The sequence below is a fragment of the Streptomyces sp. NPDC026206 genome (genome assembly GCF_040638465.1).
Classification (GTDB): domain Bacteria; phylum Actinomycetota; class Actinomycetes; order Streptomycetales; family Streptomycetaceae; genus Streptomyces.
Genome location: NZ_JBEZYL010000014.1, coordinates 129475 through 152712, shown reverse-complemented (window position 1 = coordinate 152712; position 23238 = coordinate 129475). Strand labels below are relative to the sequence as shown.

At 73.9% G+C, this 23238-nt stretch carries 19 protein-coding genes and 1 riboswitch; of the genes, 12 read left to right on the top strand and 7 right to left on the bottom strand.

The genetic code is table 11. From position 1 onward, the window contains the following. Positions 1–94 precede the first annotated feature (94 nt). Positions 95–493 carry an SH3 domain-containing protein gene (locus AB0F13_RS20475; protein WP_362083945.1) on the top strand — a complete coding sequence of 133 codons (399 nt, stop codon included), beginning with the start codon at positions 95–97 and terminating at the stop codon, positions 491–493. Between the two features lie 72 nt (positions 494–565). On the opposite strand, the gene AB0F13_RS20470 is transcribed toward AB0F13_RS20475, so the two are convergent. Next, on the bottom strand, positions 566–1657 hold the full coding sequence (locus AB0F13_RS20470) for a CapA family protein (RefSeq protein ID WP_362083942.1): 1092 nt from the start codon (positions 1655–1657) through the stop codon (positions 566–568). Positions 1658–1925: 268 nt separating this feature from the next. Here AB0F13_RS20470 and AB0F13_RS20465 point away from each other — a divergent pair, with 268 nt between their 5' ends. After that, positions 1926–3107: a hypothetical protein gene (locus AB0F13_RS20465; protein ID WP_362083939.1), complete on the top strand. Its 1182-nt coding sequence runs from the start codon at positions 1926–1928 to the stop codon at positions 3105–3107. A 16-nt stretch (positions 3108–3123) separates the two neighbouring features. Here AB0F13_RS20465 and AB0F13_RS20460 read toward each other — a convergent pair whose 3' ends face one another. Beyond that, entirely contained in the window at positions 3124–4152 is a 1029-nt protein-coding gene (locus AB0F13_RS20460) for a DUF6528 family protein (protein WP_362083936.1), read from the bottom strand. A 194-nt stretch (positions 4153–4346) separates the two neighbouring features. On the opposite strand from AB0F13_RS20460, the gene AB0F13_RS20455 reads away from it, so the two are divergent. The 6 genes from AB0F13_RS20455 to AB0F13_RS20430 all read left to right on the top strand — a co-directional run bounded on the left by AB0F13_RS20455 (position 4347) and on the right by AB0F13_RS20430 (position 11168). Continuing rightward, entirely contained in the window at positions 4347–5564 is a 1218-nt protein-coding gene (locus AB0F13_RS20455) for a cytochrome P450 (protein ID WP_362083933.1), read from the top strand. 45 nt (positions 5565–5609) lie between these two features. Then, positions 5610–6173, top strand: a complete 564-nt coding sequence (locus AB0F13_RS20450; RefSeq protein WP_362083930.1) for a cupin domain-containing protein — start codon at positions 5610–5612, stop codon at positions 6171–6173. Positions 6174–6560: 387 nt separating this feature from the next. Further along, positions 6561–7502: a threonine/serine dehydratase gene (locus AB0F13_RS20445; RefSeq protein ID WP_362083927.1), complete on the top strand. Its 942-nt coding sequence runs from the start codon at positions 6561–6563 to the stop codon at positions 7500–7502. 116 nt (positions 7503–7618) lie between these two features. Continuing rightward, on the top strand, positions 7619–8128 hold the full coding sequence (locus AB0F13_RS20440) for a hypothetical protein (RefSeq protein ID WP_362083924.1): 510 nt from the start codon (positions 7619–7621) through the stop codon (positions 8126–8128). Further along, entirely contained in the window at positions 8125–10056 is a 1932-nt protein-coding gene (locus tag AB0F13_RS20435; protein WP_362083921.1) for a GMC family oxidoreductase, read from the top strand. The genes AB0F13_RS20440 and AB0F13_RS20435 overlap by 4 nt, the downstream gene beginning before the upstream one ends. Next, on the top strand, positions 10053–11168 hold the full coding sequence (locus tag AB0F13_RS20430; protein ID WP_362083919.1) for a ferritin-like protein: 1116 nt from the start codon (positions 10053–10055) through the stop codon (positions 11166–11168). The genes AB0F13_RS20435 and AB0F13_RS20430 overlap by 4 nt, the downstream gene beginning before the upstream one ends. On the opposite strand, the gene AB0F13_RS20425 is transcribed toward AB0F13_RS20430, so the two are convergent. From AB0F13_RS20425 to AB0F13_RS20410, 4 genes are all read right to left on the bottom strand, one after another. Continuing rightward, a complete protein-coding gene (locus tag AB0F13_RS20425; protein WP_362083916.1) occupies positions 11137–12405 on the bottom strand; it encodes a DUF6777 domain-containing protein in 1269 nt (422 codons plus the stop codon). The genes AB0F13_RS20430 and AB0F13_RS20425 overlap by 32 nt on opposite strands. A 56-nt stretch (positions 12406–12461) precedes the next feature. Further along, complete coding sequence (locus AB0F13_RS20420) at positions 12462–13895, bottom strand: serine/threonine-protein kinase (protein ID WP_362083912.1); 1434 nt, start codon at positions 13893–13895, stop codon at positions 12462–12464. Positions 13896–14013: 118 nt separating this feature from the next. Continuing rightward, entirely contained in the window at positions 14014–15132 is a 1119-nt protein-coding gene (locus AB0F13_RS20415) for an alpha/beta hydrolase-fold protein (RefSeq protein ID WP_362083909.1), read from the bottom strand. Between the two features lie 114 nt (positions 15133–15246). Continuing rightward, positions 15247–16641 (bottom strand): short-chain fatty acyl-CoA regulator family protein, encoded by a 1395-nt coding sequence (locus tag AB0F13_RS20410; protein ID WP_362083906.1) that lies wholly within the window; start codon positions 16639–16641, stop codon positions 15247–15249. A gap of 268 nt (positions 16642–16909) precedes the next feature. Here AB0F13_RS20410 and aceA point away from each other — a divergent pair, with 268 nt between their 5' ends. The 3 genes from aceA (at position 16910) to metE (ending at position 21828) form a co-directional block, all read left to right on the top strand. Beyond that, a complete protein-coding gene (gene aceA, locus AB0F13_RS20405) occupies positions 16910–18196 on the top strand; it encodes an isocitrate lyase (RefSeq protein WP_362083903.1) in 1287 nt (428 codons plus the stop codon). Next, a complete protein-coding gene (locus tag AB0F13_RS20400) occupies positions 18193–19077 on the top strand; it encodes a 3-hydroxybutyryl-CoA dehydrogenase (RefSeq protein WP_362083900.1) in 885 nt (294 codons plus the stop codon). Before aceA ends, AB0F13_RS20400 begins: the two co-directional genes overlap by 4 nt. 56 nt (positions 19078–19133) lie before the next feature. Next, positions 19134–19357, top strand: a riboswitch (cobalamin riboswitch). Positions 19358–19497: 140 nt separating this feature from the next. Then, positions 19498–21828: a 5-methyltetrahydropteroyltriglutamate--homocysteine S-methyltransferase gene (gene metE / locus AB0F13_RS20395; protein WP_362083897.1), complete on the top strand. Its 2331-nt coding sequence runs from the start codon at positions 19498–19500 to the stop codon at positions 21826–21828. A 291-nt stretch (positions 21829–22119) separates the two neighbouring features. On the opposite strand, the gene AB0F13_RS20390 is transcribed toward metE, so the two are convergent. Beyond that, positions 22120–22710: a histidine phosphatase family protein gene (locus AB0F13_RS20390; protein ID WP_362083894.1), complete on the bottom strand. Its 591-nt coding sequence runs from the start codon at positions 22708–22710 to the stop codon at positions 22120–22122. 301 nt (positions 22711–23011) lie between these two features. On the opposite strand from AB0F13_RS20390, the gene AB0F13_RS20385 reads away from it, so the two are divergent. Further along, a complete protein-coding gene (locus AB0F13_RS20385) occupies positions 23012–23236 on the top strand; it encodes a CbtB-domain containing protein (protein WP_362083891.1) in 225 nt (74 codons plus the stop codon). The last annotated feature ends 2 nt before the right edge of the window (positions 23237–23238 follow it).

Here is a 23238-nt window from a genome sequence, read left to right as displayed (position 1 = left end):
GGCGATCCGGGCCGTCATCTTGATTTGTGTTTAGGTCGACATTTCATGTGGAACCTGGGCAATGCGTGATCCACTTCGCATCGAGGGAGTTCCCATGTTCAGTACATTCGCGATCCGCAGCAGGAAGGTCTCGGCCGGTGTGATCGCGGCCGCCGCCCTCGGCGGATCCCTGTTCGCCGCCGCGCCCGTCCAGGCCGCCCCGCCGACCCGGCCCTACGGCACGGTCGTCGCCACCACAGGCATCGTCGAACGCGCCTTCCCGACCACCGACTCCTCCGTCAGAGGCATCCTCAAGCACCACGGCCAGGCCGCCCTGCGCTGCAAGGTCCGTGCCCAGGACGTGGGTGGCAACCCGATCTGGTACATGCTGCGGGACCGCGCCACCTGGGTCTCGGCGAAGTACATCGAGAGCACCGGGGACGTGCCGGTCTGCAAGGCCGTCACGGGCAAGGCCCCCGAGGCGACTCCGGCGACGCGCGCGGCCGTGGGGTGAGGCAGCCGCCGCCCGGTGCGCGAACGCCGGGCGGCCCGGCCGTAGCCGCGGCTCCCGGCGCCGGGACCGCGGCTAGCCGGTCATGGTCAGGCCGTCCTTCGCGGCCCCGCGCGACAGTACGGCCCGGCGGATGCGCTCCCTGGCGTCGGCCAGGTCCGCCCGGCCCGGCCTGCTCGCGGCCGCCCGGTCCAGGACGAGCACCCTGAACGGCCGCCGCAGGTCCGTGACCTGGGGCAGGAACTCCGCCTTGACCACGTTCCAGCGCTGCCCCCGGCGTGCGGGCGGGGCGAAGGTGAAGCGGGCGACGGAGCTCTGGTTGCCCCGGGCGTCCTGCTCGCCGGCGGGGTTGAACATCTCGCCCGCGAGCTGGTCGCCCATGCCGTAGACGACCCAGGTGCCGTTGACCTTCTCGTACGCCTGGGGCACGTGGTTGTGCGTACCGAGGATCAGGTCGATGTCGGGGCGGCCGCCGGTGGTGGCCGCCGTGAGGTGCCGGGCGAGCGTCAGCTGCTGCTCGTCCGGCTCCTGTTGCCACTCGGTGCCCCAGTGCAGGCTGACCGCGACGACGTCCGCCCCGGCCTTCCGGGCGGCGCGGGCGTCGGCCAGGATGCGGCCCTCGTCGATGAGGCCGACCGTCCAGGGGCGGCCCTCGGGGACGGGGATGTCGTTGGTGGCGTAGGTGTAGGAGAGCTGGGCGACCCGGGCCGGGCCGGCCCGCAGCAGGTTCACCCGGGCGCCCTCCGCGGCGGACCGGGCCGAGCCGGTGTGCCGCAGGCCCGCCGCGTCCATCGCGTCCAGCGTGCGCCGCACGCCCGGTTCCCCGGCGTCCAGGGTGTGGTTGGAGGCGGTCGAGCAGGAGTCGTACCCGGTCTCCTTGAGCGCCCGGGCGACCTGCGGGGGTGACACGAACGCCGGATAGCCGCTGAACGGCCCCTTCTCCTGCCCGTACACCGTCTCCATGTGGCAGATCGCCACATCGGCGCCCGAGACGACGCCTTTGGCGCCCGCGAGCATCGGGCGGAAGTCGTAGGCCGTACCGGACCGCTCGCCGTCCTCCCGTGACTGCGCGATCACCGAGTCGTGGGGGAGGACGTCCCCGGTGGCCACGAGCGTGAACCCGCCCCGCACCACGGGGCTCGCGGGCGGCGCTCCGGCGGTCCGCACCCCCCTGTCCGGAGGTGAGCAGCCCGCCGTGACCGACCCTGCTATGACGCCCAATACCGCCAGTACGGCTGTGCCCGTGTGCCTCATCACTACCCGTACTCCGCTTCTCCGACGAAAAAACACACTTCTCATATGACTTATATGTGACTCAATGTCGGATTTCGCGGGGGCGGGGGCCGGATGTGGTGGAGAAAGGCGGCCGCGGCGCGCGGACCGGCGCCTAGAGTTGCGTCACGGGCTCTCGCATCGGCCGGAAGGAAGAACCGCGTTGGACCACGCGACCCATGGTTGTGTTCTGCTGCTCGACGGCACCCCCGACGGGCGGCGGGGTGCCCTGCCGAACCCGACCGCGCACGCCATCGCGGGCGCGAGCCCGCGCGGATTCCTCGCCGCCGCCTCGGCCGACGTGGTGCAGCTGCCCGCCATGGCCGGCCCCCAGAGCGTGCTGGCCTACCTCCAGGACGCGGTCCGGGTGCCGGGACCGCTGCTGATGTGGGTCACCGGGCACCTGATGGTGCCGGCCCGTCGCAGCACCGAGCTGCACCTGGCGCTGCGGGAGAGCACCGCCGCCACCGTCCGCTACACCGGCCTGCCCTGGGAGTGGCTGGTCCGGGCGCTGCGCGGGCACCCGGGCCCGACCCTGCTCCTCCTCGACGCCGAGGCCGACGCCCAGGCCTGGCCGCACGTGGCCGCCGCGGCCCACGACGGACGCCTCGCCGGAGGCCTCCCGGCCTGCGGAGTGATCACCCCCACCCCGGACAGACCCGCACAGGAAGCCGGGCCCTACACCCGCTCCTTCCTCACCGCCCTGTCCGTCGGCCACCCCACGGCCGGGCCCACGCTCGACCCCGCCCTCCTGCACCAGCTGGCGCTGGCTCAGGCAGGGCTCCCCGAAGGCTTCGTGGCCCTGCGGTCCGGCACGGCGGGAGCCGTCCTCACCAATCGCGCGGCCCCGCGGCCCGCTGCCCCGCCCGCCCCCGCCCCCGCCCCCGCGCCCCCGGTGGCGGCCGAGGCCCCGGCCCCGCCGCGGGAGGAGGACCCCCTGCCGCGCATCCTCGCCGCGGCCCACGCCGGCCGGCACAACGAGGCCGCCGCCATGGCCGCGGCGTGGGAGCAGCAGGCGCTGCGCCGCCACGGGCCGCACAGCCCTGAGGCCGGCCTGTGGATCGAGGTGCGCGCCGACCTCGCCCGCCTCGCCGGCGACCACCCGCGCGCCGCCGAACTGTGGATGTCGGCCGCCTCCCACCGCCTGGCCGGCGGCGGCCCCGCCGACGCCGAGGCGCTCGCGGCGCTCAAGCGGGCCCACTACTGCTGGCAGCACAGCGGCGACCGGGCGTCCGGCCTGGCGCCTGCCCTGCTCGCGCTGTGGGAGCGGGTCCCGGACAGCGGCGGGGCCGCCGCGGACGTCCGCGCGCGCCTGCAAGAGGCGCCGCCCAGCCTCTCGCGCTGAACTGCCGGCGGCCCGCTCACCGCCCGCGGTCGGCGCTCCACCAGCGGGCCTTGTACATCCCTCCGCGCAGGAGCGTCCGCGTGCCGTCGGGCCGGTACAGCACCAGCTTGGAAGTGCACCAGGTGCAGGGGTTGCCCGGCTCGGGCCGGGCGACCAGCACCTGCCCGGTGTCCGGGTCGTCCCCGACGCTCTTGACGCCGGGGACGCTGATCCGCTCCTGGAGCGGATACGCCACGAACGCCCCCTGCGACGTCGCGTACTGGTACACCGCCGAAGCGGTGGTCACCCACAGCCGCCCCGGGGTGCCGAGGACGGGAGCCAGGTCGTGACCGCCGCGGGTGGGCAGCGTCACCCGCCGCACGACGCTCAGGGCCGGGTCCTCCGGCGCCCCGCCGACCCGCAGGGCGACGAGCTGCCCGCTGCCCAGCGCCCACAGCAGCCGGGTGCGCGGGTCCCAGTGCACCCCGTGGGCCCCGGCGAGCGGCACCTGCGCGTGCCCGGTGGCCCGCGACCCGGTGGAGGCGGCGTACAGCCGTACGTACCCGCCCGTGCTGGCCGCCACGGCGACGTTCCCGTCGGGCAGCAGATCGATGCTGTGCGCGTTGCCCGTCCCCGTGTCGGCCGCCCAGTACACGGCGCCGTCCGGATAGCCCACCACCGCGGCCAGCCCGCCGGAGGCCGTCACCAGGAGATAGCGCCGGCCGTCCAGCTCACGGGACTTCACCTCGCTCGGGTTCGTCCACGAGGTGTCCGTCCGCAGGTCCTCCAGACTCCGCCGCCCGTCCGCGCTCCAGGACCACAGCACCCCCGGGTCGTCGCCCCCGGTGTCCCACCGCGTCCGGCCGGCGTCGAGCACGTACACGGCCCGCGTCGCCTGGTCGGCCGCCACGATGGGAGAGGCCGGCGCCCTGCCCGCCCCGCCACGCTGCCCGGCACCGGCGACGCCGGTGGCCGCCGGGATCAGCAGCAGCACCGCGAGCAGGACGGCCGCCGACCGTCTCAGCGAGGCGCCCTCGCGAGCCTTCCGTACCCGTTGTCCACGCACGCCGCACAGCGTCGGCCGCCCCGTCCGCCGCACCGGCGCCGCCACGCCCGCGTGTCAGGCAAACGGGTGGCGCCCGGGCCCCGGCCCTGGGCCGGACGGGTGAAATCGGCGGCGTGGCGTGCTGCACACACGCGTTTGCGGGGAGATTCGCCCTCGGGACAGCAGCGCTCAAGTGCAGGGTGGGTGTGCAGCCGATGACGACGACGGAATCCGTATCAGACCAGTACCCCGTGCGGTTCTGGGACGTGAAGGACCTGCGGGGCCTGGACTTCGACCCCTTCATGGCCGAACGGCTCCACCAGGAGCCGGTCTCCCGGGTCAAGCTCCCCAACGGCGAGGGGCACGCCTGGTTCGTGACCCGGTACGAGGACGTCAAGTTCGTCACCTCCGACCCCCGGTTCAGCCGGCAGGCTGTGCTCGGCCGCCCGATCACCCGCCTGGCCCCGCACTTCATCCCGCTCGACGAGGCAGTGGGGTTCGCCGACCCGCCCGAGCACACCCGGCTGCGCAAGGCCGTGGCGCGGGCCTTCACCACCCGCAGCCTGGAGCGGCTGCGCCCCGCCGCGCAGCGCGCCGCCGACGAACTGCTCAGCGAGATGGAGCAGGACGGGCCGCCCGCGGACCTGATGGAGCATCTGCACGGGCCGCTGCCGCTGGCCGTGATCAGCGATGTGATGGGCGTCCCGCCGCACGACCGGCCGCAGATGGCGGAGTGGACGAACATCCTGCTGTCCGCCGGGTACGGCCGGGAGGAGAGCGAGCGCGCCAAGACGGGAATGGCGGCCTACTTCACCGAGCTGCTGGGACGCCGGCGCGCCGAGCCGAGCGACGACCTGATCGGCTACGTCGCCGAGGCCACCGTCCAGGGCGAACTGAGCGTGGAGGAAGCGGTCGCCATCGCCCTGCTCATCCAGGCCAGCGCCGCCCACGCCGTGCGCAACAACAGCGCCAACATGGTCTACGCCCTGCTCACCCACCCCGACCACCTGGCGCGGCTGCGCGCCGAGCCGGAGCTGCTGCCCCAGGCCATCGAGGAACTGCTGCGCTACATCCCGCACCGCAACGCCGTGGGGCTGGCCCGCGTGGCCACCGAGGACGTCGAGGTGGGCGGCGTCCTGATCCGGGCCGGGGAGGTCGTGCACTCCTCCTACCTCACGGCCAACCGCGACCCCGAGGTCTTCGACTCCCCGGACGAGCTCGACTTCGACCGGGAGCACAATCCGCACCTGTCCTTCGGACACGGGCCGCACTTCTGCCTGGGCTCGATGCTGGCCCGGCTGGAGTCCGAGGTCATCCTCACCAGCCTCATCGAGCGCTTCCCCGACCTGCGCCTCGCCGAGCCCCTGGACAGGATCCGGTGGCAGCGCAGCGCGCTCATCCGGGGCCCGGAGAACCTGCCCGTCACCTGGTGACCGCCGCGCAGGCCACCGCCCCGGCCGTTCCGAAAGGCCCGCACCATGACGCTCATCACCGCCCCCGACGGCCTCGTCGTGCCCCCCGACGGGGGGCGGACCCTCGTCACCCCGGCCCAGCAGGTGACCTTCAAGGTGACCGGGGAGCACTCGCGTGCCGCCTCCAGCTTCGAAGTGGTCGTGCCGCCGGGCTTCGACGTCGGCGCCCACCTGCACACCCGCAGCGAAGAGCTGTTCTACGTCCTGGAGGGCGAGCTCGACGTCCTCGCCTTCGAACCGCGCGTACGCACCCGCGACAACTGGCGGGAGTGGGAGTCCCCGACGGGCCGGCGGTGCGTGCGGGCCACCGCCGGCACCGTGATCGTCGTCCCGGCGGGCTGCCCGCACGCCTTCGCCAACCCGACCGGCGAACCGGCCCGGATGTTCTTCCAGGCCTCGCCGCCGCCCGATCACGAGCGCTACTTCGAGGAGCTCTTCGAGATCCTCAGCTCCGGGCCGGAGGTGGACCACGAGGCGGTCGCCGAGCTGCGCGTCCGCTACGACATCGAGCAGCTCACGCCGCTGCGGATGACTCCCCCCGAGAACGGACCCGACGCTCCCCGGCGGTGATGCGCAGGTTGTTGGCACTGGCGTAGCGCCCTCGCATCAGGCCGTTCGCGTCGCGGCTTGCGGATCATCTTCTGTTGCTCGCCGAGGGGGCGATGGCGACGGCGGCCGTCTCCGGGGCCCTGGTGTGGCCCGCCGGGCCCGGGAGGCGGCGCGGACTCTGCTGGACGCCGCGGCCTGGGCTCGCGGGCGGTGGATCTTCCCCCACCCCGCCCCTTCCCGAACCGGGGCTCCGCCCCGGGCCCCGGTCCTCAAACGCCGGACGGGCTTGATGGTTGCCCAGCCGGCGGAAATGTCAGCTGGGGGAGGTGAAAGGGCGGGTCCGGGGCAAGATCCCCACGCGGAAACCAGCCGTGCGTCAACCGACCAGCCCTCCCAAGGAGCAGAACCGTGCACCACCTCACCTATGACGACGTCGAGCGCGCAGCCGGCCGCGTGGCCGGCCACATCCGGCCCGTCACCGTGGCCCCCGCCCGCCCCGGACTGTGGCTGGCGCTCGAACAGATGCAGCACACCGGCTCCTTCAAGGCCCGCGGCGCCCACAACTTCCTTGCCGCCCACCGCGAAGCCGGCACACTGCCGGCCGCCGGGGTGACCATCGCCTCGGGCGGCAACGCCGGCCTGGCCTGCGCGTGGGCCGCCCGGCGGCAGGGCGTACGGGCCACCGTCTTCCTCCCCGAGAACGCCCCCCACGTCAAGGTCGCCAAGCTCCGCGGCTACGGTGCCGACGTGCGCCTGGTCGGCACCGAGTACGCCCAGGCCCTGGCGGCGTGCGAGGAGTTCGCCCGGACCACCGGTGCCCTGGCGAGCCACGCCTACGACCACCCGCTGATCGCGGCCGGCGCGGGCACCCTCCTCGACGAGATCCGCGAGCGGGTGCCCGGCCTGGACACCGTCGTCGTGGCCGTGGGCGGCGGCGGGCTGTTCGCCGGCGTGGCCACCGCCGCCCGGCACCACGGCATACGGATCGTCGCGGTGGAACCCGAGAACTGCCGTGCCCTGCACGCCGCCCTGCGCGCCGGGCGGGTCGTCGAGGTGGGCGTCGAATCGGTCGCGGCCGACGCGCTGGGGGCCCGGCGGGTGTCCCGGACCGCTCTGGCCGTCGCGCAGGACGACGGCGTGCGGTCCGTGCTCGTACCCGACAGCGCGATCGTCCGCGCGCGGCAGGCGCTCTGGGACGAACGCCGGCTCGCCGTGGAGCACGCGGGGGCCGCCGCCCTCGCGGCTGTCGGGGCGGAGGAGGGGAGCGGGTACGTGCCCGCCGAGGGCGAGACGGTGGCCGTGGTCGTCTGCGGTGCCAACACCGACCCCAGCGACCTCGTGCAGCGCTAGAGGCCCATGCGCCGGGCTCCGGCAAACCACCTGAAGGTGAAGGGCGTTCAAGACCCTTCTCTCATTGCGGACTCTCCGGTAGAAATGCGGCAGTCGCACAGATGGGGGGAGCCAGGATGGATCCCGAGCACTCAGCGCCCCCGCCCGGACCCGCCGGAGCCCCCGCGGAGTGCGCGGGTTTCGTCGCCGTGTCCGTACGGCTCACGGGCTTCGACGAGTTCGAGCTGCGGGCCACCGGCATGGTCCGGCTGTACCACGACACGACCGTCGAGCAGGTGGGGCGGGCGGCCGTGGGCCGCTTCATCGACGATCTGGCCGCGGCCGGGGGCGACCCCGACGGCATCGCCGACGAGACCTCGCGCGACATCGCCCGCGCCATCACGCACCTGTGGTACCTCGGCGTCTGGCCGCAGCTCGCGCAGTCCGTCCACGCCGGACTCGGCCGGGAGCGCGCCAACACCGCGTTCATGGTCTCCCCCGAGGCGTACACCGAGGGCCTGGCCTGGCGGACCTTCCACGGTCACCCACCGGGCGCCAAGCCCCCCGGCCACGGCACCTGGGCCGACCCGCCGCCGGGTGCCCCCGCCGTCCCCGCCCCGGCCCGGCGGCCGGAGGGCGCCGCGTGACCACCTCACCGCGGCCCGGCGCGGACCGCTACGACGTGATCGTCGTGGGCGCCGGACTGGCCGGCTCCCTGGTGGCCGGGCAACTGGGCGACCTGGGCTGGCGGGTGCTGGTCCTGGAGGCCGGCACCCGCACCCTGGACACCTGGCCCGGCCACCTCGACGCGCTGAACTCCTTCTACGCGGCCCCCGCCAAGGTCCCCAACTCGCCCTACCGGCCCAACGTCGCCGCACCCTCCCCGGACGTCCTCGACCTCGAGGGCCTGCCGGCCGGCGGCTACCGCGCACGCGGCTACTTCGTCCAGAACGGCGCCCTGCCCTACGCGAGCGACTACCTGCGCACCACCGGCGGCACCGCCATGCACTGGATGGGCCTGGTCCCGCGCATGCACCCGGACGACTTCGCGGTCGAGCGGACCTACGGCTACGGGCGGGACTGGCCCCTCGGCTACGACGACCTGGAGAGTCACTACCGCACCGCCGAGCGCCTCCTGGGCGCGGCCGGCGACGCCGCCGAGCAGAGCGACGCCATCGGGCTGCCCTTCCCGGACGGCTACGTCTACCCGATGCACGAGATCCCCCGCACCTATCTCGACCGCGTGCTCGCCGCCCGGCTCGACGGCACCGTCGTCCGGGAGGCACCGGACGCCCCGGAGACCACCCTGCGCGTGGTCACCACCCCGCACGCCCGCAACAGCACCCCGAACCAGCGGTACGACGCGGGCGCCGGTTACCGCCCCGCCGGCGCGGTGGGGCTGCCCAACTACGGCGAACGCTGCGTCGGCCACGCCTCTTGCGTCCCCATCTGTCCCGTGCAGGCGAAGTACAACCCCCTCAAGACCCGGGCCGCCTGGAGCCACCGCGTCACACTCGTCGCCCGTGCCGTGGTCAGCCGGGTTCTCACCACCGGCAACGGCCGCGTCCTCGGCGTCGAGTACCAGCGGTACGAGGACCCCGCCGGCCCCGTGCACACCACCCGCACCGCCGAGGCGGACATCGTCGTCCTGGCCGCCCACTCCATCGAGAACGCCAGGTTGCTCCTCGTCTCGCGGCTCGCCAACAGCAGCGGCCAGGTGGGCCGCAACCTCATGGACCACCCCACGCTGCTCACCTGGGGGCTGCTCGACCATCCGGTGGGCCCGTTCCGAGGCCCCGGCTCCACCTCCGGCCTGGAGAACTTCCGCACCGGTCCCGCCCGCCGCGGCCGCGCCCCCTTCCGCATCGAGATCGGCAACTGGGGCTGGAGCTGGCCCACCGGCTCCCCCGGCAGCGACGTCGCCCGGCTGCTGGGCATCGGGGGCGACTCCGCGCAGCCGCGCGGCAGGGGCGTCTTCGGCGCCGGGCTGCGCGAGGCCCTGTGCCGGGAGGTCGGGCACCAGTTCAGCCTGCAGTTCGCCCTGGAACAGGACGCCGAGAGCCGCAACCGCGTCACCGTCGACCCCCGCCACCGCGACCTGCTGGGCAACCCCCGGCCCGTCATCACCTACGACCTCTCCGAGCGCGTCAAACGCGGCATGGCCGCCGCGAAGGCGGTGTCCGACCAGATCTTCCGGCTGCTCGGCGCCGAGGACCGCACCGGCTACGCCCCCGGCCCCTTCTCACCCGGCTGGTTCCGCTTCGACGACCGCGACTTCGTCTTCCAGGGCGCGGGGCACGGCGCCGGAACGCACATCATGGGCGAGGACCCCGCGACATCCGTGGTCGACCACTGGCAGCGCTGCTGGGACCACCCCGGCCTCTACGCCGTCGGCTGCGGCAGCATGCCCTCGATGGGCACCTCCAACCCGTCGCTCACCATGGCCGCCCTCGCGCTGCGCAGCTGCGAACGGATCCACCGCGACCTGAGGGAGCTGCACCGGCCCAGGACCGTCCGCCCGGTGCCCGCGGCCCGGACGGCCACCACCGGCCGCAGGCGGGGAGAACAGCCATGACCGGACCCGCCGTGCTGCGGGAGCCGCCCTTCCGGGTGCCGCGCGACCGCGCCGACCTGCAGCTGTTCCTCCAGGCCGCGCTGACGCTGGAACACCTGACCATCCCGCCCTACCTGACGGCGATGTACTCGATGCGGCCCGGCACCAACCGGCCCGCCTTCTACGCCATCCGGGGCGTCGTCCTCGAAGAGATGCTCCACATGACGCTCGTCGCCAACCTCCTCAACGCGGTCGGCGGCACGCCCCTGGTGGCGAACTCCCGGTTCGTCACCGGCTACCCCGCCCTACTGCCCTTCAGCCGGGACCGGGTCACGGTTGCCCTGCGCCACTTCGGAGTGAAGGCCCTGGAGACGTTCCTGCGCATCGAGCAGCCCGAGTACCTGTCCGGGCCGCCGCATCACCCCTCGGCAGCCGGGGACGCCGAGGGGTGGACCTCCGTCGGGCAGTTCTACGACACCATCCGCGAGGGCGTGCTACGGCTGTCGGCACAGCTGGGCGAGCAGCGGCTGTTCAGCGGCGACCCTGCCCGGCAGGTGGGCCCCGAGCACTTCTACAACTCCGGCGGCGAGGTCTTCGCGGTCACCGGCCTGGCCTCCGCGCTCAAGACCCTGAAGGTGATCACCGACCAGGGCGAGGGCGTGAGCATGAGCGTCTTCGACTCCGATGACCAGGTCTTCGGCGAGGCCAGGGAACCCGCGCACTACTTCCGGTTCAACGAGCTCCTCCAGCAGCGCGCCTACGGGCCGCACGACACCCCGGCCACGGGGCCCACCGGCCCCGTCGTGGACGTCACCTGGCGCGACGTCCACCCCATCGACCCCGGGGCCAAGGCGACCCACTACCCGCGCGGCAGCGCCGTGCGGCGTGCCGCCGAGGAGTTCAACGAGGTGTACGCACAGCTGCTGTGCCTTCTCGAGGACGCCTTCACCGGCGCCCCGGCCGGGATCGGGGCCGCGGCGCCGGTCATGCTTCGGCTGCGGGGACTGGCCGAGCGGCTGTACCGCAACCCGCATCCGGACCCCGCACAACGCGCGCGGGGCCTGTATGCCGCCCCCACGTACGAGGTCACCGACCGGCACTTCAGGCGGGCGCGGGCAGCGCTGGCGCGGTAGCGGGCGGCGGAGCCGCAGTCCTCGGCGGCGGCGCGAGGCTGTGCTGCTCCCGGGGCGGCGCCGCCGTTTTCGGCGGTGGGGCGATGGAGCGTTCGACCGGTGGGGCGGCGGTCCTCGGGGGCGGGGCGAGGGTGCGTTCGACCGGGGGAGGCGCCGTCTTCGGCGGCCGGGAGAGAACCGTCGTGTGAACGGGCGGGGGCACGGGCGCCGTGCGCGGGGGCGGCTGTGTCACGGCCGGGGCCGAGCGCGAGGGCCGCGACGACGTGCCGGTGGCGGGCGGTGGCACCTTCGGGGTGCCGGTCCTCGGCGGTGCCGTGCGGGACGGCGTGGGCGGCGTGCCCGCCGGCGGCCGCGACGTGGCCGCCCCGCCGCTCGACGGGGGAACGGACGAGGGAGGGGACCCGGACGCGCTCCCGGACGGCGACCGGGAACCGCTTCCGCTCGCACCCCCGGAGCCGGACCGGGACGGCGAGGGAACCGGCGGCGTCGGCACGGCGAAGGTCCCGGAGTCGTGGGAGCCGTCGCTGCCGACCGGGCGGTCGAAGCCCTTGTCCGGCTGGTAGGCGTCGACGAGCGGGAGATTCTTCATGGGCCCCTCCTCCAGGGGCCTGGGCGTGATGACGGTGACCTGCGAGTTCTGGAAGCTCTCCCAGTGCGGCCCGGTGTACGTGGAGGCCTCGCGGTCGACGTTCTTCTCCGGCTGCAGCAGCGGGTTGCCGCAATTGCACTTCACGGAAGGGTTGTTGTAGGCGTCGACGAGGACCGTGGTGCCCACTTGCAGGACCGACAGGTAGGCGACCGTTTTGCCGTCGCCCTGGTAGTTGTGGTTCTTGACCAGGGTGTCCTGGAGCAGACTCCCCTCGCTCAGCCCCTTGATGTACTCCTCGACCTTCTCGAACGGGATCTCCCGGACCTTTGCCCACGCCGCTCCCTTGACGGGGTCCCGGGTGAGCTCGGCGATCAGTTTCGCCTTGTCGCAGCGGGTCCTGCCGGGCGTGCCGCCGAGCGTCCCCCGCTTGCCGGCCGCCTGATCACCGCTGCGCGGCACGGCCTTGACCCCCTGGAGATCGGCGCCCGGCGCCGGCATGAACGCACCCGGCGCGATCACCCCCGCGGCTTCCAGGGCGATCTCGGCGACCATCTTCTTCGAGGCCTTGGAACAACCCGCCGCCCCCGTGCCGCCCAGCAGTGCGGAGACGGCCAACAGTGCGACGACACCCATCCGTTCGCGCTTCACAGCGCACTCCCCCCGATAAGTCTGCCGGTCACTTCCGTCGCTTCACTTCGCTTTCGCTAGCACACCCAGCCTCCGTTGCAGGTTTTGCCCGGGCTCTCCGCCGGGGTCGGCGGTGGCGGCGCGGGAGCGGTGGTGTAGTCCCCCGTCGGTCCGGTGGTGGGCTCCGGGGTCTCCGGCTCCGAAGTGCCGTCCGTCTGCTCGGCGGTCGCCGTGGGAGCGTCCCCGGGCCCGCCGGACCCGGACCCGCCGTCCTCACGCAGGGAGATCAGTACGGCGACGCCCCCCACCAGCAGCAGAAGCGCCACCACGGCCGTCACGATCCACACCGCCCGCCGCGGCGCCGGCGCCGGGCCGGGCACCGGGAGCAGCGGGTACCCGACGGGCGACGGCGTCCCCGGGAACCGTGCGACCTGGGGCGTCGGCGAACCGCCCTGCTGCAGCCCGGCCCGCACACCGCCCGCATGCGGCCCCGCGGCGGAACCGGGGCCCCGCGGGGGAGGCAGGAGCGAGAACGAGGACACCGGCGTCGGCGGGTCCGGCACGGGCGTGGGCGTGTCCGGTACCGTCACGGGCCCCGCGCCGTGGCCCGCGCTGCGCACCCGCTCGTCGAGGGCGGTGCGGACGTACCCCGGCGGCTCCTCGGTGAGCCTGCCGCTCGCCACCGCGTCGAGCAGCTGCTCCGCCTCGGCAGAGCCCATGCGGGCCTCCGGGTCCTTGCGCAGCAGGCCCTCCAGCAGCGGTGCCAGCGGTCCGGCCCGCCGGGGCGGAGCGGGCTCGTCGTCGACGACGGCCCGCAGGGTGCTGAGCGCGTCGCCGCGCCGGAACGGGGAGACCCCCTCGACCGCCACGTACAGCAGGGTCCCCAGCGACCACAGGTCCGAGGGGATGCCGGGGCGCCTGCCCGTGGCGCGCTCGGGGGCCAGGTACTCGGCGGAGCCGACCAGGTCGCCGGTGCGCGTCAGGGTGCCGGCCCCTTCGACCACGGCGATGCCGAAGTCGGTGAGCACGACCCGGCCCCCGGCCTCCAGCAGGACGTTCGCCGGCTTGACGTCGCGGTGCAGTACCCCGACGGCGTGAGCCGCGCGCAGGGCCCGCAGGACCTGGGTTCCGATCCGGGCGGCCTCCTTGAGCTGGAGCACACCCTCCTGCCGGAGCACGTCGTCGAGCGCCTGGCCACGCACCAGCTCCATGACGATCCAGGGGCGGCCCTGCTGCTCGACCACGTCGTGCACCGTGATGACGTTGGGGTGGGCGACCCGCGCGGCCGCCCGTGCCTCCTGCTTCAGGCGCGCGTACAGGACCCGGACGTCCTCGTCGCTCATGCGCTCCGGCGCCCGCACCTCCTTGGCCGCGACCTCCCGGTCGAGCACCTCGTCCATGGCGAGCCAGACCACGCCCATGCCGCCCTGGCCCAGCTGTTCCATGAGCCGGTACCGACCGGCCAGCAGCGGCCTGCGCCGCTCGGTGTTCATCCCGTCCACGCCGTTCATGCCGTACGCCCCCTCCCCCTGCGTACGGCGTACCGAGCCGTGCGCATTCGGGCCACACTGGCTGGGACGCGGCCGTGGCCGATACCGTTCCCGGCCGGGAGTGAAGGCCGTGTGTGCCTCAGCTGCGGGCGATCAGCTCCTTGTCGAGCCAGCGCAGCACCGCGGGGTACTCCTCGCGCCAGGTCCGGAAGTTGTGGCCGCCCTCCTCGCGGACCAGCTTGTCGACCTTGGTCGGCGCCTTGGCCTTGCCGGCGAACTTCAGCATGGGTTCGTAGTATTTCTCCTCGCCCTTCCGGCTGGCAGCCAGGAGCAGGGACGCCGGCGGCGGGGGCATGTGCTCCAGGCGCCAGATCAGATCGGACTCGTTCCTGATCTGCTTGTTGCCCGCGTAGAGGTCACCGGTGGTGTGGTCCTGGCGCGCGAAGAGGTCGGCCGACAGCCCGGCGGCGGCGCCGTACCGGGCCGGGTTGGTCATGGCCGCCTTCAATGCGCAGTACCCGCCGGTGGAGTTGCCCACCGCGCCCCAGGCGCCGCGGGAGTTGTCCGCGCGGTACTGGTCGTTGACGGCGACCGGCAGGTCCTGGTTGAAGAACGTCAGCGCCTGTGGGCCGCCCGGCACGTCGGTGCAGTTGGTGTCGCGGTCCGCCACCACCGACGGGCGCACCATGAGGACGATCGTCGGTCTGATCTGCTTGGCCGTGACGGCGGCGGAGGCCGCCTGGGGGACCTTGATCTGGGTGATGAGGTTCTTGGAGGTGCCGGGCTGCCCGGTGATCGCCACGATCACGGGGAACCGGTCCTTCTCGTGCCCCTTCTGGAAGTACTGCGGCGGCAGGTAGGCGTAGCCGTCCATGCTCAGCCCGCTGACCGGGCCGCGGATCTCTATCCTGTCGACCCGCCCGGCCTTCTCCTTCGGCCCCAGGCCGACGGACTCCTGGCCCTTGACCACGAGGGCGGGCGGCCGCTTGCCGCCCTCCGTGCCCGGCTGCAGCGCCTGCTTGCCGGAGGCGCGGCCGAGGAGCTCGTTCCAGGTGGAGTAGAAACCGAACTCGTTGTTCGCCGCGACGAGCAGCACCGACAGGATGCCGGCCTGTGCGACGACGAGCAGGCCGAGCCGGGAGGCGAGCGCCCAAGGCCCCTTCTTCGCGGCCCGCGGCCACAGCCACAGCACGAGGGCGGTCACCGCGACGGCGATGGCCACCAGGACCAGCAGGAAGGTCTGGGACGTGAGGCCCACGGTTGTCGCTCCTCTTCGCAGGGGGTTCTGCTGAGAAAGAGGGTTTACGCCCGGATGAGGTTGCCTGTTTTGGGGTTATTTCGGCTTATGGTGGCTGGGTGCCGGCCGACGCTGTCAGGGTTCGACCGGGTAGGGCACGAAGGTCGTGCGGTTTTCGTCGACGGCCAGCCGCCGCCCCAGCGGCGGCACGGCCCGCTGCGGGCAGTCCAGGCGTTCACAGACCTTGCAGCCCATGCCGATCGGGGTGGCGGCGGAGGCGTTGCCCAGGTCGAGGCCGGCGGAGTAGACCAGCCGGCCCGCGTGCCGGATCTCGCACCCCAGGCCGACGGCGAAGGTCTTGCCGGGCTCCTTCCACCCGCCCCGGTAGCGGGTGACGGTACGGGCCGTCCACAAGTACCGCTGCCCGTCCGGCATGGCCGCCACCTGCACCTGCACGCGCCCCGGGGAGGCGAAGGCCTCGTAGACGTTCCACAGCGGGCACGTCCCCCCGCTGCGGGAGAAGTGGAAGCCGGTCGCCGACTGCCGCTTGGACAGGTTGCCGGCCCGGTCGACGCGGACGAACGAGAACGGCACCCCGCGGGCGCCCGGCCGCTGCAGCGTGGACAGCCGGTGGCACACCGTCTCGTAGCCGACGCCGAAGTGGTCGGCGAGCCGCTCGATGTCGTAACGCATCTCCTCGGCGGCCGCGTGGAAGACGCGGTACGGCAGGACGAGCGCGGCGGCGAAGTAGTTGGCGATGCCGATCCGGGCCTGCGCCCAGGCGGGGGAGCCCGCCGCGAAGTCCTCGGCCGCATACCGGGACAGCTCCTGCCCGTACTCCAGCAGCGCCAGCTGGGTGGCCATGCGGAAGGCCTGCTGCCCCGGGCGCAGCCGCGGCGAGTAGTGCAGGACCCGGGCGGCCGGGTCGTAGCGGTGCAGCTGCTCGGCGTCGGGTACCAGCCGCACGCCGTGCCGGTCGGCGAGCCGGGCGGCCAGCGCCTCGCGGACCTCGCCGCGCCGCAGCCCCATCCCGCCGGCCAGCCGCTCCGCGGCGGCGTCCAGCTCGTGCAGGTAGTTGCGGCGCCGGTAGAAGAACTCCCGCACCTCCTCGTGCGGGGTGCGGCCCGCGGCCGGGGCGGACTCGCGGTCCCCGGCGAGCTCGGCGATCCGCTCGGTGAGCGCCCGGTTGCGGCGGTCGAGATCGAGCAGCACACGCGCCACGGAGGGCAGCCGCTCGGCGAGCTCGGCCAGCTCCGCGGGCGGGACGGCCGTGCTCGCCGGGGCGTCGGCCAGGGCCTCGCGCAGATCCGCCAGCAGCCGGGTGGTGTCCCGTGCGGAGAAGAACCCGGGGTCCACCCCGAACGCCTCCGTCAGGCGCAGCAGTACGGGCACGGTCAGGGGCCGCGCGTCGTGCTCCATCTGGTTCAGATAGCTGGGTGAGATGGCCAGTTGGCGGGCCAGCTCGGCCTGGGTGAGCCGGCGCTCCTCGCGCAGCCGCCGTAACCGGGCACCGGCGTAGGTCTTGCTCACCGCCCACCCACCTCCCCTTCGGCCGGAGTCCGGCGAGCCTACCCGCCTTCGCAAGCTTGGCAAAGCAGCGCGAAAACATTCACTGAAATCGGCACCGGTCCACGGTCGACCGGCCGTCACCACGGTGCGAGAGTCGACTTCGCGGCCGGTACGGGCCCGGTACGGGCCTCTCTCCGCGCACCCGGGAACCGGGCCCGGGCCGGCCGCACCGCACCGTTCGCACACTTCGCACGAGACGGCACATCCCCAACTCCCCCCAGGAGCGGCCATGACAGGGACGAACCCGCAATCGCGCACCGCCGCCGAAACGCTGGCCCACCGGTGGGCGACGGAGGACCGCTGGCGCGGCGTCGAGCGCACCTACGGCGCCGAGCACGTCGTCCGGCTGTCCGGCAGCGTCCGCGAAGAGCACACGCTGGCCCGGCGCGGCGCCGAACGGCTCTGGCGCCAACTCCACGAACTGGATTACGTCCACGCGCTCGGCGCCCTCACCGGCGGCCAGGCCGTCCAGATGGTCAAGGCCGGACTGCAGGCGATCTACCTCTCCGGCTGGCAGGTCGCGGCCGACGCCAACCAGGCCGGGCACACCTACCCCGACCAGAGCCTGTACCCGGCGAACTCCGTGCCCACCGTGGTGCGCCGGATCAACAACGCCCTACTGCGCGCCGACCAGATCGCCACCGCCGAGGGCGGCGACACCACCGACTGGCTCGCCCCCGTCGTCGCCGACGCCGAGGCCGGGTTCGGCGGCCCGCTCAACGCCTTCGAGCTCACCAAGGCGATGATCGCGGCCGGTGCCGCGGGCATCCACTACGAGGACCAGCTCGCCTCCGAGAAGAAGTGCGGCCACCTCGGCGGCAAGGTCCTCGTCCCCACCGCCCAGCACATCCGCACCCTCAACGCCGCCCGCCTGGCCGCCGACATCGCCGACGTGCCGACCGTGATCGTGGCCCGTACCGACGCCCTCGCCGCCAACCTCCTCACCAGCGACGTCGACGAGCGCGACGCGCGCTTTTGCACCGGCGACCGCACCGCCGAGGGCTTCTACCGCGTCGAGCCCGGCATGGCCCCCGTCATCGCCCGCGGCCTCGCCTACGCCCCCCACGCCGACCTGCTGTGGATGGAGACCGGCACCCCGGACCTCGCACAGGCCCGGGAGTTCGCCGAGGCCGTCCACGCCGAGTACCCCGATCAGCTGCTCGCCTACAACTGCTCGCCCTCCTTCAACTGGCGGGCCGCCCTCGACGACGACCGGATCGCCAAGTTCCAGCGCGAGCTGGGCGCGATGGGCTACCGCTTCCAGTTCATCACCCTGGCCGGCTTCCACTCCCTCAACCACGCCATGTTCGACCTGGCCCGCGGCTACGCCGAGCACGGCATGACCGCCTACGTCGACCTGCAGGAACGCGAGTTCGCCGACCAGCGGCACGGCTTCACCGCCGTCAAGCACCAGCGCGAGGTCGGCACGGGCTACTTCGACCTGGTCAGCACCGCGCTCAACCCGGCGGCCGAGACCCTCGCCCTGCGCGGCTCCACCGAGGAGGAGCAGTTTTGAACGGCACAGTGAGCGGCACCGCGATACGACGCGTCGGCGTCGTCGGCGGCGGCCGGATGGGCGCCGGCATCGCCGAGGCCTGCGCCCGCGCCGGACTCGACACCCTCGTCTGCGAAGCCGACGCCCCCGCCGCCCATGCCGCCCGCGAGCGGATCGTCCGCTCCCTCGACCACGCCGTCCGCCGGGGCAGGGCGACCGCGGCCGAACGCGACGACGCCCTGGCCCGGCTCGCCTTCACCGGCACCCTCGACGAGCTCGCCGACCGCCAGCTCGTCATCGAGGCCGTGGTGGAGGACGCCGGAATCAAGAGCGAGGTCTTCGCCGCCCTCGACAAGATCGTCGAGGATCCGGGGGCCGTCCTGGCCACCAACACCTCCTCCATCCCCGTCATGCGGCTCGGCATGGCGACCACCCGCGCCGACCGTGTCGTCGGACTGCACTTCTTCAACCCCGTGCCCGTGATGCCGCTCGTCGAGGTGGTTGCCTCCCTGCACACCGGGGCCGAAACCCTGCGCACGGCCGAGGAGTTCGCCACCACCGTCCTGGGCCGCGACGTGATCCGTTCCAAGGACCGCGCGGGCTTCGTCGTCAACGCGCTGCTGGTTCCCTACCTGCTCGCCGCCGTGCGCATGGCCGAGTCCGGCTTCGCCACCGCACACGACATCGACGCCGGCATGGAACGGGGCTGCGCCCACCCCATGGGACCGCTCGCCCTGGCCGACCTCATCGGCCTCGACACGGTCGCGGCGATCGCGGAGTCGCTGTACGAGGAGTTCCGCGAACCCTTGTACGCCCCGCCGCCGCTGCTGCGCCGCATGGTCGACGCCGGGCTGCTGGGCCGCAAGAGCGGGCGCGGCTTCCACCCGTACCCCACCGGATGAACACCCAAGATCGAACCTGTCCGGGCAAGGCCTGTCGGCGGGCGGCCGACTGCGTCTAGGGTGAAGACGCAGCCGGTTCGCCCCGCCATCCAGGCGGGCGCGTCGCAAGAGGGAACCCGGTGGGAATCCGGGACTGCCCCGCAGCGGTGAGCGGGAACGACCGCCGTCAGACGCACTGGGCCACCAGCGGCCCGGGAAGCGACGGCCAGTAGATGACGTGCCCTTGACGGGCGCGGCGCGCCCGCGAGTCCGAATACCTGCCGCTGCCCGCATGCACCCGCATGCGGCGATCTCGGTGGCCCCGAGGGCGGGCCGGCGGTACGGGCACGGCATGCCCCGGCATGCTCCACCCGGTGACCTGCCGTTCCTTCGCACCCGGGCCCCGCCGCGATCCCACCGCGACTCGCGAAGGAGAGTTCCGTGGCAACACCTTCCACCCACCGCACCGCCGCCCGCACCCGGGCCACCGTCCATGGCTACCCCCGGCAGGGGCCCGGCCGCGAACTGAAGAAGGCCGTCGAGGGCTACTGGGCCGGCCGCGTCGGAGCCGACGCCCTGCGGACCACCGCCGCCGCGCTGCGCCGCGACGCATGGAGCCGGCTCGCCGAGGCCGGCGTCCACGAGCTCCCCACCGGCGACTTCTCGCTCTACGACCACGTCCTGGACACCACCGTCATGGTGGGCGCCATTCCGGAGCGCTACCGCGCCGCCGTCGAAGCCGACCCCCTGGACGGCTACTTCGCCATGGCCCGGGGCACCCAGCAGCTCCCGCCGCTGGAGATGACGAAGTGGTTCGACACCAACTACCACTACCTCGTACCGGAACTGGGCCCGGACACCGCCTTCACCGCCGACTCCGCCAAGCAGACCGGCGAACTGCACGAGGCCCTCGCGCTCGGCCACACCGCCCGGCCCGTGCTTCTCGGACCCGTCACCTACCTGCTGCTGGCCAAGCCGGGGCCCGGCGCCCCGCCCGGCTTCCAGCCGCTCACCCTCCTCGACCGGCTCCTGCCCGTGTACGCCGAGGTCCTCGCGGACCTGCGGGCGGCCGGCGCCGAGTGGGTCCAGCTGGACGAGCCCGCCCTGGTGCAGGACCAGCCCCCGGCCGTCCTGAACGCCGCCGCCCGCGCCTACCGGGAACTGGGCGCCCGCACCGACCGCCCCAAGCTGCTGGCGGCCACCTATTTCGACCGCCTGGGCGACGCCCTGCCCGTCCTCGCGAAGTCTCCCGTCGAAGGCCTGGCCCTGGACTTCACCGGGCCCGCGGCCGCCAACCTCGACGCCCTCGCGGCCGCCGGCGGCCTGCCCGGCAAGCGCCTGGTCGCGGGCGTGGTCGACGGACGCAACGTATGGATCAACGACCTCGAACAGTCCCTGTCCACCCTCGCCACCCTCCTCGGCCTCGCCGACCGGGTGGACGTCGCGCCCTCCTGCTCCCTGCTGCACGTCCCCCTCGACGCCACCGCCGAACGCGACATCGACCCGCAGGTCGCCCGCTGGCTGGCCTTCGCCCGGCAGAAGGCCGACGAGACGGTCACCCTGGCCCGCGGCCTCGACCAGGGCGTCGACACCATCGCCCCGCAGCTCGCCGCGAACCGCTCCGCCCGGGCCTCGCGCGCCGCTTCCGCCCTCACCCACGACCCGGCCGTGCGGGCCCGCGCCGAGGCCGTCACCGCCGCCGGCACCCGCCGCCCGCAGCCGTACGCCGAGCGCGCCGCCGCCCAGCGGGCCCGGCTCGGCCTGCCGCTGCTTCCCACCACCACCATCGGCTCGTTCCCGCAGACCCCCGAACTGCGCGCCGCCCGCGCCGGCCTGCGGGCCGGGCGCATCGACGCCACGGCCTACGACGAGCGCATCGCGGCCGAGATCCGCGAGGTCCTGGCCTTCCAGGAGAAGGCCGGTCTGGACGTCCTCGTCCACGGCGAGCCCGAACGCAACGACATGGTGCAGTACTTCGCCGAGCAGCTGACCGGCTACCTGGCCACCCAGCACGGCTGGGTGCAGTCCTACGGCACCCGCTACGTCCGCCCGCCGATCCTCGCCGGTGACATCTCCCGCCCCGAGCCGATGACCGTGGCCTGGACCACCTACGCCCAGTCCCACACCGAACGCCCCGTCAAGGGCATGCTCACCGGTCCCGTCACCATGCTCGCCTGGTCCTTCGTCCGCGACGACCAGCCACTCGCCGCCACCGCCCGCCAGGTCGCCCTGGCCCTGCGCGACGAGGTCACCGACCTGGAGGCCGCGGGCACCGCCGTCATCCAGGTCGACGAGCCCGCACTGCGCGAGACGCTCCCGCTGCGGACGGCGGACCGGGCGGAGTACCTGTCCTGGGCCACCGAGGCGTTCCGGCTCACCACGGGCGGGGTGCGGGCGGACACCCAGATCCACACGCACATGTGCTACGCGGAGTTCGGCGACATCATCGCCGCGATCGAGGACCTGGACGCCGACGTCATCAGCCTGGAGGCCGCCCGCTCCCGCATGCAGGTCGCGGGCGAACTCGCCACGGCCGGCTACGCGCACGCGGTCGGTCCGGGCGTCTACGACATCCACTCGCCGCGCGTGCCGGGCACGGAGGAGATCGCCGCACTGCTGCGCAAGGGCCTCGCGGCCATTCCGGCGGAGCGGCTGTGGGCCAACCCGGACTGCGGCCTGAAGACCCGCGGCTGGCCGGAGGTACGCGACTCCCTGGAACACCTGGTCGAGGCCGCCCGCCGCGTCCGCGCGGAGCTCGACGGGCGCGGGTAGCCGCCGGGGCGGCGGATCGCCGGTCCGGGCGGAAGCGCGCTGCGGCGCTGGATTGCCTTCCCTGCGGCGGGAAGCGGGCGTTGCGGCGCCCGCTTCCCGCCGCGCGGCGGGGAGCGACCTCCGCCGGGGAGTCCGGCGGTGCCGGAGCGGGCGTGCGTGTCGGGCCGTTACGGCCTTGCCGTCGTCATCCTCGTCGTAGTCATCCTTGTCGTCGTCATCGAGCTGCCGCCGTGCCGGCCGGCATCGCTGCTGAGGGGCGGCGGGGCCGGTCCGGCGCGGCGGCTTCCGCGGTCAGTCCAGCGGCGGCCCGGACGCCGTCAGCGGTCGGCCGCAGCGCAGGTTCCACCGCCCGGCGCGACCGGAGAGTTCGGTGAGGGTCAGCGGGGGCACGTCCAGGCGCCAGAACACCTGGGGTGGCAGCCCGAGCGCGTGCACGGCCGCGGCGCGGATCACCGCGGGGTCCGCCACGGCCAGAACCCGGCCGCCGTCGCCGCTCACCCGGTCCTCCAGCCAGGCGCCCACCCGGGCGATCAGGGTGAGGAGGGTCTCGCCGCCGTGCGGCGCGGCCCCGGGATCCGCCAACCAGGCCGCCACCGCCTCCGGTTCACCGGCCGCCACTTCCTCCAGCGACCGGCCCCGCCAGCAGCCGGCCTCCAGATCGCGCAGCGCGGGCTCGGCGGCCGGGTCCAGGCCCAGCGCGGCGGCCGTCTGCAGGCAGCGCCGGGACGGCGCGGAAAAGGCCCGTGCACCGCGTGGCAGGGCACCCGCCGCCTCGCCGGCCCGGCGCACGGCCGCCTCGTCCAGCGGCGCGTCGTCGTCGAAGCGCGCGGCCCGCAGCGCGGGCCCCGGCGCGGGTGAGATCAGCATCACACGCACGGTCACGGTCCTTCTCCCCTCCGGGCCAGGCGGGCGCGCGGGCCCAAGGGCCCAGCAGACCACGGGCATCGGGCGGGGCGTGCGCGGGGGGTGCGCCTCCGTACGCCCGTAGCGCAGTGATCCCGCAGGCGGTACGGTCGCGTGTACATGACGACGGTGCGCTCGGAAGCCGGTGTGAATCCGGCACGGTCGCGCCACTGTGTACCTGACGGCCACCCCGGGGCACCCGGGGCGGCGGAGGAAGTCAGACCCGGCACCGTCGTCCGCACCAACGATCGGGACGCGTTGTTCCCCAGGAGGTTCCGCCATGGCCCAGTCCGCTGTCCCCGCATCGAGCACCCCCGCCCTACCGGAGGTCGCCCCCATTTCTCTGAAGGCCATCGCCCCCTGGGCGGTCTTCATGGGGATCCTGATGCTGGTCCTCCTCTACTTCGTCGGGGCGGAGCAGGGTGCCACCGCGCTCATCGCCGGCGAGGACGTGCACGAGTGGGTGCACGACGGCCGTCATCTGCTCGGCTTCCCCTGCCACTGAGA

Bases quoted from the DNA above. Each gene is read 5' to 3' on its own strand.
- AB0F13_RS20420 (WP_362083912.1), bottom strand. From the start codon at position 13,895: ATGAACGGCGTGGACGGGATGAACACCGAGCGGCGCAGGCCGCTGCTG.
- AB0F13_RS20385 (WP_362083891.1), top strand. From the start codon at position 23,012: ATGGCCCAGTCCGCTGTCCCCGCATCGAGCACCCCCGCCCTACCGGAG.
- AB0F13_RS20450 (WP_362083930.1), top strand. From the start codon at position 5,610: ATGACGCTCATCACCGCCCCCGACGGCCTCGTCGTGCCCCCCGACGGG.
- AB0F13_RS20430 (WP_362083919.1), top strand. From the start codon at position 10,053: ATGACCGGACCCGCCGTGCTGCGGGAGCCGCCCTTCCGGGTGCCGCGC.
- AB0F13_RS20475 (WP_362083945.1), top strand. From the start codon at position 95: ATGTTCAGTACATTCGCGATCCGCAGCAGGAAGGTCTCGGCCGGTGTG.
- AB0F13_RS20455 (WP_362083933.1), top strand. From the start codon at position 4,347: ATGACGACGACGGAATCCGTATCAGACCAGTACCCCGTGCGGTTCTGG.
- AB0F13_RS20440 (WP_362083924.1), top strand. From the start codon at position 7,619: ATGGATCCCGAGCACTCAGCGCCCCCGCCCGGACCCGCCGGAGCCCCC.
- aceA (WP_362083903.1), top strand. From the start codon at position 16,910: ATGACAGGGACGAACCCGCAATCGCGCACCGCCGCCGAAACGCTGGCC.